At 56.5% G+C, this 13,809-nt stretch carries 8 protein-coding genes; 7 read left to right on the top strand and 1 reads right to left on the bottom strand.

Going from position 1 to position 13,809, the window contains the following annotated elements:
* Nucleotides 1–83 precede the first annotated feature (83 nt).
* The 3 genes from ppk1 to DXY31_RS00790 all read left to right on the top strand — a co-directional run bounded on the left by ppk1 (nucleotide 84) and on the right by DXY31_RS00790 (nucleotide 4,066).
* A complete protein-coding gene (gene ppk1 / locus DXY31_RS00800) occupies nucleotides 84–2,219 on the top strand; it encodes a polyphosphate kinase 1 (protein ID WP_114990685.1) in 2,136 nt (711 codons plus the stop codon).
* Nucleotides 2,220–2,397: 178 nt separating this feature from the next.
* On the top strand, nucleotides 2,398–3,417 hold the full coding sequence (locus tag DXY31_RS00795; protein ID WP_114990682.1) for an RpoD/SigA family RNA polymerase sigma factor: 1,020 nt from the start codon (nucleotides 2,398–2,400) through the stop codon (nucleotides 3,415–3,417).
* Between the two features lie 4 nt (nucleotides 3,418–3,421).
* Nucleotides 3,422–4,066 carry a diacylglycerol/polyprenol kinase family protein gene (locus DXY31_RS00790; protein ID WP_244279416.1) on the top strand — a complete coding sequence of 215 codons (645 nt, stop codon included), beginning with the start codon at nucleotides 3,422–3,424 and terminating at the stop codon, nucleotides 4,064–4,066.
* A 23-nt stretch (nucleotides 4,067–4,089) separates the two neighbouring features.
* On the opposite strand, the gene DXY31_RS00785 is transcribed toward DXY31_RS00790, so the two are convergent.
* Nucleotides 4,090–5,169: a 3-deoxy-7-phosphoheptulonate synthase gene (locus DXY31_RS00785; RefSeq protein ID WP_114990678.1), complete on the bottom strand. Its 1,080-nt coding sequence runs from the start codon at nucleotides 5,167–5,169 to the stop codon at nucleotides 4,090–4,092.
* Nucleotides 5,170–5,283: 114 nt separating this feature from the next.
* Between DXY31_RS00785 and acnB the strand changes: the two genes are divergently transcribed.
* The 4 genes from acnB to DXY31_RS00765 all read left to right on the top strand — a co-directional run bounded on the left by acnB (nucleotide 5,284) and on the right by DXY31_RS00765 (nucleotide 13,761).
* Entirely contained in the window at nucleotides 5,284–7,866 is a 2,583-nt protein-coding gene (acnB, locus tag DXY31_RS00780; RefSeq protein ID WP_114990676.1) for a bifunctional aconitate hydratase 2/2-methylisocitrate dehydratase, read from the top strand.
* A gap of 18 nt (nucleotides 7,867–7,884) precedes the next feature.
* Nucleotides 7,885–9,378, top strand: a complete 1,494-nt coding sequence (locus DXY31_RS00775; RefSeq protein WP_114990673.1) for a ClC family H(+)/Cl(-) exchange transporter — start codon at nucleotides 7,885–7,887, stop codon at nucleotides 9,376–9,378.
* 236 nt (nucleotides 9,379–9,614) lie between these two features.
* Nucleotides 9,615–11,180: a radical SAM protein gene (locus DXY31_RS00770; RefSeq protein ID WP_114991085.1), complete on the top strand. Its 1,566-nt coding sequence runs from the start codon at nucleotides 9,615–9,617 to the stop codon at nucleotides 11,178–11,180.
* A 352-nt stretch (nucleotides 11,181–11,532) separates the two neighbouring features.
* On the top strand, nucleotides 11,533–13,761 hold the full coding sequence (locus DXY31_RS00765) for a C2 family cysteine protease (protein WP_114990670.1): 2,229 nt from the start codon (nucleotides 11,533–11,535) through the stop codon (nucleotides 13,759–13,761).
* Nucleotides 13,762–13,809 lie beyond the last annotated feature (48 nt).

Here is a 13,809-nt window from a genome sequence, read left to right as displayed (position 1 = left end):
TGCGCCACATCGAGCGGACTGCAGTCCTGCCTCTGGACGATTGCTACGTTTCGCGAGTCGGTTCATGCTCAGCTGGTCACCCGATGAGTGACAACGTTCTTTCCACCGACCTCTACATCAACCGAGAGCTCAGCTGGATCGCCTTCAACGAGCGGGTGCTGATTCAAGCGCTGGATGAACGGACCCCTCTGCTGGAGCAGGCCAAATTCAGCGCCATCTTCAGCAACAACCTCGATGAATTTTTCATGGTGAGGGTGGCCTCCCTCAAGGCCCAGGTGGAGGCAGGCATTGAAAAACGCAGTGAAGACGGCCGCACCCCACTGGAACAACTGCAGGCGATACGAGACCGTCTCACACCTCTGCTTGAACGTCAGCAAGAGCATTACCGCAGGCAACTCAGGTGTGAACTACTCAGCCATGGCGCCCATCTGCTCGATTACGAGCAGCTCAACGAACGCCAGCGACTTTGGGTTGACAACTTCTTCCAGACAGCGATTTTCCCAGTGCTGACCCCCCTGGCAGTGGATCCCGCTCATCCATTTCCATTCGTGAGCAACCTCAGCCTGAATGTGGCAGCACTGATTGATGACCCGGAAACCAGTCAAAGACTGCTCGCCCGCGTCAAGGTGCCTCAGACCATCCTGCCCCGATTTGTCACCATCCCAATCGACCTCGCAGGTGAACAATCAGAGCCTGTACATACGGCTGTTCCTCTGGAACAGGTGGTGGCCTTCAACCTCGGCCTTCTCTTCCCGGGCATGAGCATCGAAGGGCACTACTTCTTCCGGGTAACACGAGATGCGGATCTGGAACTGCGCGACTTGGAAGCCGACGATCTGATGATCGCCATCGAGCAGGGCCTACGTAAGCGGCGTATGGGTGGCGAAGTGGTGCGGCTCGAGGTTGCCGATGGAATGCCGCAGGACGTTGTCGAGATGCTGATGGATGGCATGTCCGTTGAAGAAGCTGATCTCTACAGAGTTAACGGTCCTCTGGGCCTCGACGATCTGTTTGGTCTGATGGGAATCCCATTGCCCAATCTCAAAAACGAGTCCCACTCAGGCCAGACACCATCGGTTTTGCGTCGCGCCCAACGCAACATGCTCGAAGACGGCTCCATCAAAGAGGAGGAATTTGAAAGCATTTTCTCGGTGGTCCGCCGCCGCGATGTGCTGCTGCACCACCCCTATGACCTCTTTTCCACATCCGTGGAGGAATTCATCAACCAGGCCGCCGACGATCCGCTGGTGATGGGGATCAAGATGACGCTCTATCGCACCTCCAAGGATTCACCGATCATCGCCGCGTTAATCCGCGCTGCAGAAAACGGCAAGCAGGTGATGGCACTGGTGGAACTCAAGGCACGCTTCGATGAAGACAACAACATCCAGTGGGCCAAACACCTCGAGAGCTCAGGAGTGCATGTCGTCTATGGAGTTTTGGGTCTCAAAACTCACACCAAGATCGTGCTGGTGGTCCGTAAGGAAAAGGAACGTCTCCGTAGTTATGTCCATATCGGCACCGGCAACTACAACTCGAAAACGTCACGTCTTTACACCGATCTTGGCTTGCTTTCGGCCCGGCCCGAACTCGGCCAGGATCTGGTTGAGCTGTTCAATTACCTCACCGGATTCTCCAAACAGCAGGAGTTCCGAAAGTTGCTGGTGGCACCGGTTTCACTGCGTAAAGGCATGGAACATCTGATTCGCCGAGAGATCGAGCACGCACAGAACGACCGTGGCGGCCATATCCGGGCCAAGATGAATTCTCTGGTGGATCCAAGCATCATCGCCCTGCTGTATGAAGCCTCACAGGCAGGTGTGAAAATCGAACTGATCGTGCGCGGGATGTGTTGCCTGTACCCCGGGCGCGAGGGCGTCAGCGACAACATCAGCGTGGTGAGCATCATCGGTCGCTTCCTTGAACACTCACGCCTGTTCTGGTTCGCCAATCACGACGAGCCTGAGGTTTACATCGGCAGCGCTGATTGGATGCCCAGAAATCTGGACCGACGCGTTGAGGCAGTAACACCAGTTGAAGAACCTGCACTTCGCGAGCAACTTGAACGTTTGATGCAGATCTATCTCGATGACAACCGTGGATCATTTGATATGCAGGCCGATGGATCCTTCAGCCAGCGCCATCCGGAAAGCGAGGAGCTTAATTCTCAGCTGAGCCTGATTGAAACCTGGAGAAAAGGGCTGGTCGCGAAAAACTGATCCATCGAGACCCGTGTTGATCGATACAGCGAAATCGTGCCTTTTGTCTTTATTTCATATTCAATCCACGAGACTTAACACTGCATCATTGATTCGTAAAAACTTTCGATTTAATCAGCTCACTCTTTGCTGTGGGTGCTAAATTTTTCGCAAATCTAATTTTCAGGAGGCCAGGGTGATGGGGATCCCTCTGGAATCTGAGGCAGTAACTCAAAAAGTTGCTTCTTCAGAGCCTGTGTTGCCGACCACTGGTCGTCGTGACAGCAGTGCACGTTCTCGCTCAACTTCCAATCGTTCAACACGTCAGGGCGGGCGCTTAGCGACCGACTCGATTGGCTATTACTTGAGCAGCATTGGACGAGTTCCATTGCTCACTGCGGCCGAGGAAATCGAGCTTGCACATCATGTGCAGGCCATGAAGGAGCTGCTCGAGATTGCCGAAGCGGATCGAACTCCCAGGCAACGTCACCGCATCCGCATGGGCAAGCGTGCTCGGGATCGGATGATGGCCGCCAATCTCCGCCTGGTCGTGAGCGTTGCCAAGAAGTATCAGAACCAGGGCCTAGAGCTGCTCGATCTGGTTCAGGAAGGAGCCATCGGCCTGGAGCGGGCCGTTGACAAATTCGACCCAGCCATGGGCTACAAGTTTTCGACCTATGCCTACTGGTGGATTCGCCAGGGCATGACTCGCGCAATTGACAACAGCGCACGCACCATTCGCCTACCAATTCACATCAGCGAGAAGCTCTCCAAGATGCGCCGCATCACGCGTGAGCTCTCACACCGCTTTGGTCGTCAGCCGAATCGACTGGAACTGGCTAATGCGATGGGAATCGAACCACGCGATCTCGAAGACCTCATCGCCCAGAGCGCCCCGTGCGCATCCCTTGATGCCCATGCCCGTGGTGAAGAAGATCGCAGCACGCTCGGCGAACTGATTCCGGATCCCAATGGTGCTGAGCCAATGGAGGGAATGGATCGCAGCATTCAGAAGGAGCACCTGGGCGGATGGCTCTCTCAGCTGAATGAGCGTGAGCAAAAAATCCTCAAATTGCGCTTCGGACTTGACGGAGCCGAGCCACTGACACTTGCCGAAATCGGACGTCAAATCAATGTGTCGCGGGAACGGGTGCGACAGCTGGAAGCCAAGGCCATTTTGAAGTTGCGTGTCATGACCAACCATCAACAGGCGGCCTGAGTTTTTGCTCTCGTCCCTGCTGATCATCGGCATCTGGATGCTGCTGGTGCTCTCAGCAGCTGTGATCTGTCGAAAGCGTTGGCCGGATCGACAGGAACTCAGTCGCAAGATCGTCCACATCGGTACCGGCCCAATCGTTGTTATGGCGTGGTGGCTCGCAATCCCAGCATCGATTGCTGTGCCAGTGTCACTCACCGTCACCGTGATCACAGCGCTCAATCGCCGCTTGCAACTCCTACCCGCAGTTGAGGATATTGACCGCAACAGCTACGGAACCGTGGCGTACGGACTGGCGATCAGTCTGTTACTGCTCCTGTTCTGGCCCGACCAAGCGATTGCCGTTTGCGCTGGAGTGCTGGTGATGGCCTTTGCCGATGGGCTGGCAGGGCTTATTGGCCGAGGCATGACATCTCCCAGCTGGACCGTGTGGCAACAGAGCAAATCCGTCGCTGGCACCCTCACGATGGGCTTGGTCACAGCATTGGTGTTGCTTCTGCTGGTACTGATCAGCCAGAGTCCTTTGCATCCACTGCGTCTGATCGCTGTCTGTGCTCTGGCCGTCGGCCTGGAGCAATTGAGCCGTTGGGGAATCGACAACCTCAGTGTGCCGATGGCGGTAGGACTGAGCTGGACTTGGATGACCGTTTAAACGGCCACCACCTTACTCAGAGCTCAAGACACCGATATTCCGGATACGGGAGTGCCAGCTTTCTTCACCGATTCAGCCAGCTCAGCCAGCAACTCAGCCGTTGATTCAATACTGATGCAGGCATCGGTGACACTCTGCCCGTAGGTGAGTGAGGAGCGATCAGCACTGATCTTCTGATTGCCTTCCACCAGGTGGCTTTCCAGCATCACACCCATCACATGGGTTGATCCCTTCTGCACTTGAGTAGCCACAGCCCTGAGAACCTCGCCCTGGCGGCGATAGTCCTTATTGGAATTGGCATGACTGCAGTCGACCATCAAACGATCCGGCAGGCCAGCTCCAGCCAGTTCCGCGGATGCCTCCTGAATCGCCTCCAGGTGATAGTTGCTGCCGCTGTTGCCTCCTCTCAACACCAGATGGCCATCCGGATTACCGGTGGTGCTCACAATGGACGCATGCCCCTGACAATTGATCCCCAGAAAATGATGGGGACTCGAGGCTGACTGCATCGCATTGATAGCGATGGTGGCACTGCCGTCGGTGCCGTTCTTGTAGCCCACGGGCATGGAAAGACCTGAGGCCATCTCTCTGTGGGTCTGACTCTCTGTGGTGCGAGCACCGATGGCAGCCCAGCTGATCAGGTCGGCAATGTATTGCGGCACCACTGGATCCAGCAGTTCAGTCGCGGTGGGCATGCCATCCCTAGCCAGATCCAGCAGCAGTGAACGCGCCAGACGCAAACCCGTGTTGATGTCGTAAGAACCGTCGAGATGGGGGTCGTTGATCAATCCTTTCCAACCCACGGTCGTTCGAGGCTTCTCGAAGTACACCCGCATCACGATCTCAAGCTCCCCCGCATGACGGGCCCTCAGGGGCGCGAGCTGGCGGGCGTAATCCAGGGCCGCATCCACGTCGTGCACCGAACAGGGCCCAACAACCACTAGTAAGCGATGGTCCTGTCCCCGGAGAATGGACTGAATGCGATGTCTGGCACTGGCAACGGTTTCTGTGGCCCTGGCATCCGTGGGTAAATCACCCTGCAACAAGGCGGGAGGGACCAGTGGTCGGGTCTCCACCACATGCAGATCGTGAGTGGTGGTCATGCCACGAGTGATCAATGGCTTCAGGTTACGCAAGCTTGTTCAGGGCGCATGGCGTGAGCACGGAACGGTGACGCAGGAGAATGAAGTGCATTTGCTGTTCCTGCGCCGATTCCGATGCTGAGCACTTACCGCGAGAACGCCGCAGAACGCCTGGCCCAGGGGATCCCAGCGCTGCCACTCGATGCCAGCCAGACCCAAGCGCTCACGGAGCTGCTGCAGGACCCGCCTGCCGGAGAAGAGCAGGAACTGCTGCATCTGCTGAGTGAACGCATTCCACCTGGGGTGGATGAAGCGGCCTACGTGAAAGCGACCTGGTTGAGCGCGGTGGCACAGGGTGAAGCGACCAGCCCCTTGGTGTCGCCGCTCGAAGCGATCCGACTGCTGGGAACGATGGTGGGGGGCTACAACGTGGCTGCTCTGATCGAGCTGCTCAAACACAGCAATGAGGAGCTGGCTGAATGTGCGGCTGAGGGCCTCAGCCGCACCTTGCTCGTGTACGACGCCTTCAACGAACTGATGGAGCTGGCGGCAGACAACCGCTTCGCCAAACAGGTGGTGGACAGCTGGGCAGCAGCGGAGTGGTTCACCTCCAAACCGGAGCTGGCTGAATCGATCACCGTGACGGTCTTCAAGATCGAAGGCGAAACCAACACCGACGATCTGTCTCCGGCAACCCATGCCACGACCCGTCCGGACATTCCCATGCATGCCCTGGCGATGCTGGAGACCCGAGACCCTGAAGGCCTTCAGACGATCACAACGCTGAAGCAGGGTGAGCATCCTGTTGTTTACGTAGGAGATGTTGTCGGCACAGGAAGCTCACGCAAGAGCGCCATCAACTCGGTGCTCTGGCATACGGGTGAGGACATTCCCCATGTGCCGAACAAACGGGCCGGCGGAGTGATTCTGGGCGGCAAGATCGCCCCAATCTTCTTCAACACTGCGGAAGACTCGGGAGCACTGCCGATCGAATGTGATGTGACCGGTCTGAACACCGGTGATGTGATCACCATTCGCCCCTACCAAGGCACGATCGAACGGGATGGTGAGCTGGTAAGCCGCTTCGAACTCAAGCCAGCCACGATCAGTGATGAGGTGCGCGCCGGTGGCCGCATTCCTCTGATGATCGGCCGGGCCCTCACCGACAAGGTGCGCGCCAAGCTTGGTTTGCCTCCTTCAGAACTGTTCATCCGCCCCAGCGCCCCGGAGGACACCGGCAAGGGATTCACCCTCGCGCAGAAAATGGTGGGCAAGGCCTGCGGCCTCACGGGTGTGCGCCCCGGCACCAGTTGCGAGCCGCTGATGACCACGGTTGGATCCCAGGACACGACCGGGCCGATGACCCGGGACGAAATGAAGGAGCTGGCCTGTCTGGGCTTCTCCTCCGACCTGGTGATGCAGAGCTTCTGCCACACCGCGGCCTATCCCAAGCCTGTGGATCTTCAGACCCAGAAGGACCTGCCCGATTTCTTCGCTCAGCGCGGCGGCGTTGCCCTGCGGCCCGGCGATGGCATCATCCACAGCTGGCTGAACCGCATGCTGCTGCCCGACACGGTGGGCACCGGTGGTGACAGCCACACCCGCTTTCCATTGGGCATCTCCTTCCCGGCTGGATCAGGCCTGGTGGCCTTCGCTGCGGCCATTGGCGCCATGCCGCTCGACATGCCTGAGTCGGTGCTGGTCCGATTCAGCGGCTCTCTGCAGCCCGGTGTGACCTTGCGCGATGTGGTGAACGCCATTCCCTGGGTCGCCATTCAACGCGGTCTGCTGACGGTCGAGAAAGCCAACAAAAAGAATCTGTTCAATGGCCGGATCATGGAGATTGAAGGCCTCCCTGATCTGAAGCTCGAGCAGGCCTTTGAACTCACCGATGCCAGCGCCGAGCGCTCCTGTGCCGGCTGCACGATCAAGCTCTCTGAGGCAACGGTGAGCGAATACCTGCGCAGCAACGTGGCCCTGCTCAAGAACATGATTGCGCGCGGCTACAGCGATGCGCGCACCCTGGCCCGCCGCATCAAGGAGATGGAGGCATGGCTGTCCAATCCCCAGCTGCTCAGCGCTGACACAGATGCCGAGTACGCCGAGGTGCTGGAGATCAACCTCGATGAACTCAGCGAACCCGTGGTGGCCTGCCCGAACGATCCCGACAACGTGAAGCTGCTCAGTGAGGTGGCTGGAGATGCGGTGCAGGAGGTGTTCATCGGCTCCTGCATGACCAACATCGGCCATTACCGGGCCGCAGCCAAGGTGCTCGAAGGAGCCGGTGAAAACAAGGCCCGGCTCTGGGTCTGCCCCCCCACCCGCATGGATGAAGAGACCCTCAAGGCCGAGGGGTACTACGCCACCTTCGAAGCGGCCGGCTCACGCATGGAGATGCCGGGCTGCTCGCTGTGCATGGGCAACCAGGCCAGAGTCGAGGACGACACCACCGTGTTCTCCACCAGCACCCGAAACTTCAACAACCGCCTCGGCAAAGGCGCCCAGGTGTACCTGGGCAGCGCCGAGCTGGCCGCAGTCTGTGCCCAGCTGGGCCGGATCCCCACAGCGGACGAATACCGCAGCATCGCCGCCGAAAAGATCGATCCTCTTTCCGACGAGCTCTACCGCTATCTGAATTTTGACCAGATCAGCGGCTTCGAAGATCAGGGTCGGGTTCTCAGTGCGGATGAGGAGGCCCAGATGCTTGCCGGGGCCTGACCCCGGACAGGCAATGCAATGGTCGCTCTGAGTGAACTAAAACAACGCCGCCACCAGCTCGGTTCCAGCCGCAGCATCCGACGCCTGCTGGAGCGACGCTGGTGGGTTGTGGTGCTGGCCCTGATGCTCACGGGCCTGGGCGCTGCCCTGACCGGTGTGCTGTTCAAAGCCGGGATCAAAGTGTTGGGCGGCTGGCGACTGGAACTGCTGGCAGATCTGCCGGCCTGGGCTGTTTTGCCAGGACTCGGAGCCATGGGCGGACTGATTTCAGGGCTGATGGTGGCCTACCTGGCCCCAGCCGCTGGTGGCTCAGGCATCACCCACATCATGGGATTCCTGAAACACAGAGCGGTGCCGATGGGGCTCCAGGTGGGCCTGGTGAAGCTGGTGGCTGGGATCGTGGCCATCGGCAGCGGCTTCCCGCTCGGCCCGGAAGGACCTGCGGTTCAGATGGGCGGCTCTGTGGCATGGCAGATGGCGCGCTGGCTGAAAGCACCTGTGGCCTTTCGCCGCTTGATCGTTGCTGCCGGCGGCGGAGCCGGTATCGCAGCGGTGTTCAGTGCCCCCATCGGAGGCTTCGTGTATGCCGTGGAGGAATTGCTGCACTCCGCCAGACCGGTGGTGTTGCTGCTGGTGATTGTTACCACCTTCTGGGCCGATGCCTGGGCTGACGTGTTGGGTCTGGCCGGCCTCAATTCCAGTGGAGGGGGCCTCGATGCCACGCAGGGATTCCAGCTGGAACGGGAATACACACCACTGGTGAACTTCCTGCCGATCGATCTGGGCTATCTGATCGGGCTTGGCGTCGTGGTAGGGGTGCTGGCGGAGCTTTACTGCCGCTATGTGCTCGCCATGCAACGCAAGGGCAACGCCTGGTTCGGCGATCACCTGGTGATGCGCATGGTGATCAGTGGTGGAGTGCTGGGGTGCGTGTATGCCTTTCTGCCCGAACCTTTTCACAACTTGGAGGGGCTGCAGCACCTGATCGCTGATGGCAAGGCCGATATCCCCATGGCCCTTGGCACCTTCATCGTGCTCTTTTTCAGCACCGGCCTGGCTGCAGCGTCGGGAGCTCCAGGCGGACTGTTCTACCCGATGCTCACCCTTGGCGGCGCCATCGGTCTGGCCTGCGGCATCTGGGTGGAAGCGCTCACCGGACACGTGCCAAGCACCTACGTGTTCGCCGGCATGGGTGCCTTCGTGGCCAGCTGTTCGCGCACACCGATCACGGCCATGTTCCTGGCCTTCGCACTCACCAAAGATCTGCTGATCCTCAAGCCGATCCTGGTGGCCTGCCTGGCCAGCTTCCTCGTGGCGCGTCTGTTTGATGACCGCTCGATCTATGAGCGCCAGCTGGGCATGGAGCTGCTGGAAGAGGATCACCTGGATGCTCGCAGGGAACGACGGGGTGGCATTCACCACGCTTGGGAGGGATCGATTCGGCGCAGAAAGTTTGACGCTCCCAAACCATCAACTCCTCCTAAGGGCAAAACCAAAAAACCTGATCCATAGGAGCAATCTTCATTTCATGGCTCAGACCAACAACAAGTGTCTGCGAAAGGTCCGCTGCCGCAGGTGATGAGCAATTCTTCACGTCGCCGGGCAAAAGCATTGATGGCCTTGGCCGGAGCCTCTGAATCATTGATCCTTCAGGATGAAGATGATCATCTGAAGTCCAGGCCCTCCTGAACCAGGAAACGCTGCTGTTTGATCCGGCTGTGCCGGAAGCCGGAGCCCTGCGCGCGGTGATGGCCTTTCCCAGCACATACACGGTGGGGATCACCAGCCTCGGCTATCAAATCGTTTGGGCGACTCTGGCCATGCGGTCCGATCTGGATGTGCGTCGCCTGTTCACCGATCAGTGCGATCCACCGCATCGACACTGCGATCTGTTCGGACTCTCCCTCAGCTGGGAACTGGATGGTCCGGTGCTGCTGGATCTGCTGGAGCAGCAACGGATTCCCATCTGGAGCGAACAACGCACCGATCAGGATCCAATCGTGTTCGGTGGCGGTCCTGTGCTCACAGCAAACCCTGAGCCGCTGGCTCCCTTTTTCGATGTGATCCTGCTGGGCGACGGCGAAGAACTGCTGCCCAGCTTCATCGACGCGCTTCAAGAGGTGCGTTCTGAAGCACGATCCGTGCGCCTGCGGCGGTTGGCTCAGGTGCCTGGGATTTATGTGCCATCGCTTTACGCCCCCCGCTACAGCAATGACGGCAGTCTGCAAAGCATCGACCCGATCGAAGCAGATCTGCCAGCAACGATCACCAAGCAGACCTGGCGCGGTAACAGCCTCAGCCATTCAACGGTGATCACCCCCGAATCCGCCTGGCCCGATATCCACATGGTGGAGGTGGTCCGCAGCTGCCCGGAACTGTGCCGCTTCTGCCTGGCCAGTTATCTCACGCTTCCCTTCCGCACACCGTCTCTAGACGATGGCCTGATCCCGGCGGTTGAAAAAGGTCTGGTGGCAACGCGCAGGCTGGGACTGCTAGGTGCATCCGTGACTCAGCATCCACAGTTCGCAGACCTGCTCCGCTGGCTGGGCCATGACCGTTTTGATGATGTGCGGGTGAGTGTGAGTTCAGTGCGCGCAGCCACCGTGACCACGGAGCTTGCCAGCGGACTGGCCCGGCGCGGCAGCAAATCACTCACAATCGCCATCGAAAGCGGCAGCGAACGCATGCGCCAGGTGGTGAACAAAAAACTCAGCAACGAGGAGATCAGCGCCGCTGCGCGCCATGCCAAAGACGGGGGTCTCCGCTCCCTCAAGCTCTACGGGATGGTGGGGCTGCCCAGTGAACAGGAGGAGGATGTGGAATCAACCGCGGATCTGTTGCTTCAGCTCAAGAAGAGCACCCCTGGCTTGCGTTTCACCCTGGGCGTCAGCACTTTCGTCCCTAAGGCTCAAACCCCGTTCCAATGGCAGGGCGTGAGACCGGAAGCCGACAAACGCCTCAAACGACTGGCCAAACGCCTGAAGCCAAAGGGGATTGATCTGCGGCCCGAGAGTTACGGCTGGAGTGTGATCCAGGCTTTGCTCTCCCGCAGTGACCGCCGCCTGGCACCAGTCATCGCCGCAGTCCGAGGATCACAGGAAAGCCTCGGGGGTTGGAAGAAGGCCTACAGAGCGGCGCTAGCAGGCGATCTTCCAAAAGCCCAGAGCGGGGGCGTCACTCTGCCTTTACCCGCAAGCTGGGAACATGTCGTGCACGACGTTTGGGATACCGAATCAGAGCTACCTTGGGGGCACCTCAACGGTCCTTTAAGCAAGGAGCGGCTGATTAAAGATCGAGAGAAGTCGATCAGTTAAAAAAAGCACAAGTAAAAACACCTAGAAGCCTGATGAAATCTGAAACTACAATTGTCATGCCGTATTTAAAAAGACAAAAGTTTCACCTTGAAAGGCACCCAAAAACTGGTCAATTCAGTCGCACATCTCAGCCAAGACCATCAGCCTCTCACCGTTTTTTCAGGCTGATTACAGAGAACACTTCCACAAGGGGCGAAGTCCGACAGCAAACTAAAAACGGTTATTTGAAATCTGTGATCAAGATCACAGGAGTAGTGGATCTCAGTCACAGATCACAACCTGAGATTAAGTCAAACTCAATGCATGCAATCGTCAATGCATGGAATTAAATTGAACCTATAGATTTTTAACCATGGAAGACCTCAATACACTTCAATTATCTTCGACCTCCGGAAAAGTAGACGATATTATTAGCGCTTCGTCTTCTGCAGCTATTCATTCGAATGTGGGATATGGGTTTGAACAGGATATCAACAATTACTCAGAGAACAATGCAGCACTGCCCCTGATTAGCAGCGATACTGAAATCAATCTAGACGGGGCTCTAAATGAGCAAAACTTGATTGAAGAGAAAGAATATAGTGGAGGAGTTGCTTCAACTATTACCGACTCCATAACAACACCTGAGGACGGATTTGAGACAAGCAAAACTCATCAATTTGATGGCGGCAACATAGAGCAGAGCGGTAATGCACAAAATCAATTCAACAGTTCTTACGGATGGATTGAAGAACAGGGTAACGCCAGCCTCTACAACTACTGGGACAATTATTATGTCTACGACGAAGATGGGTACAACTTCATTGACTACACCGACTCCAACGGCTGGAGCATCATTGGCGCAGAAAAAGTTAACGAAGTCAATCAACTGGCCTTCGGAAACTCTTTATATGAATCATTTTATAGATACAACATGGATAGCAATTGGGATCCCGTTGATGGAGATTGGCTAACGGGAGAATCTCTTTATCAAGCTGAATCTGACTTTGGGCAAGATTTCAATGCTGATGGCATAACCGGATCACCCACCATTGACCTTGAAACAGTTGGGTCCATCCACCTCGTCAAAGACTCTTCTGGAAATCTCTTTGCCAAAGACTCTTCCTCTCAATCGCTATCCAGCATCACTGTCAACAACAATCAAATCACCACTGACTCCTGGAACGATCACTCCCTTGCTGCTGCTGAAACCATCAACGGCATCAATGAAGTCATCAACCAGGGACAAAACGGTGACCTCTACAGGTGGCAGCTCAATTCAAACTGGAATCTCACAGGTGATTCTTTCATCACCTACAACTCAGCTGAATACCACCAAGCTGAATCTGACTTTGGGCAAGATTTCAATGCTGATGGTCAGATTGGAATTACAAACAAAATCAGCGGCATCACAAACAGCTCAATCATAAACAACATCAACATCTCTTTAACCGACGATCTCTTCACCCACCAGGAACTCAAATCACTACTGGTTGATGTTTCCAGTGGAGGCGTCACGGCAACAGAACTGAGCGACCTGCAAACCATTGAAACCAATCTCAGTGGATACCTTTCAGCGACAGACGCTTCCTACCAAAGCTATATCTTCGACGCAGTCGTCAATGGCAACAGTGCCAATCAGTGGTGGACCGGTGGCGAATCAAGCCGTATCAGTCTTGGCAACCTCTATGAGGGCTCCACTGAAGCTCACCTCAACTCACTTGTTGATAAGTGGTACGGCGGTCTTGATCGGCCCACGAACTTCGTCCAGGGCGACTCTGCCGCAAGTGCAAGCGCGATGACATTTGATTACGACGAAATGGTGGGTGATCTATTTGTCGATGGAGTTAACTTTGACGATGTCAGACAAGGACAAGCAGGAACCTGCTACGTCTTAGCTGCAGCTTGCTCCTATGCAGACTCTGATTCAAGCATCATCACAGAGATGTTTAAAGACAATGGTGATGGCACCTACGGCGTTCGTTTTTATGACAACAGCCTCAGTGAAATTTGGGTGACAGTTGATTCCTATGTGCCAAGTACGAACGGCTACAGCACAGCACTTGCAGGCAACGCGTCTTGGGGCCTAACAGGCGAGAAATGGGTAGCCTTACTTGAAAAAGGCTATGCACAAGCCAATGAAACAGGAGCTTTCGCGAGAGGAAGCAACAGCAGCAAAAATAGTTATGCAGCTGTAGAAGGAGGTTGGATGGATGCTCTGACACACCTCTCTGGAAACACGACCACAACTGTTTCTCTTAACTACACAGGAACTGGCGGTTCTGGAACAGGCCTGAATGGCTGGACCAACGCTTGGGGAAGTCAAACAAGCTGGAATGCATTCGAAACTCAGGCAATTTCTGCAATTAACGGTGGTAAAGCATTGTGGCTGGGATCATTCGGTAACACCTGGGGAAGCAACGGCCGAAGAAATTTTGTGGCCGGACATGCCTTTGCCATCACCGCCTATAACGCCAGCACTGGATTATTCACGATCGTGAATCCTTGGGGATCAAGCAGTGGCAGTAGTAATCACACATTCACAGCCAGCTGGAGCGAACTTGCCACATATGGACTCGACCCCATCGTGAGCTGGGCTTGAAGACAAAAAACTATTGACTCATTCCACCATGTTCCTTGTATGTGCGAA

The organism is Synechococcus sp. UW179A (assembly GCF_900473965.1).
Taxonomy (GTDB): Bacteria; Cyanobacteriota; Cyanobacteriia; order PCC-6307; family Cyanobiaceae; genus Synechococcus_C.
This window is presented reverse-complemented; position numbering and strand designations above follow the sequence as displayed.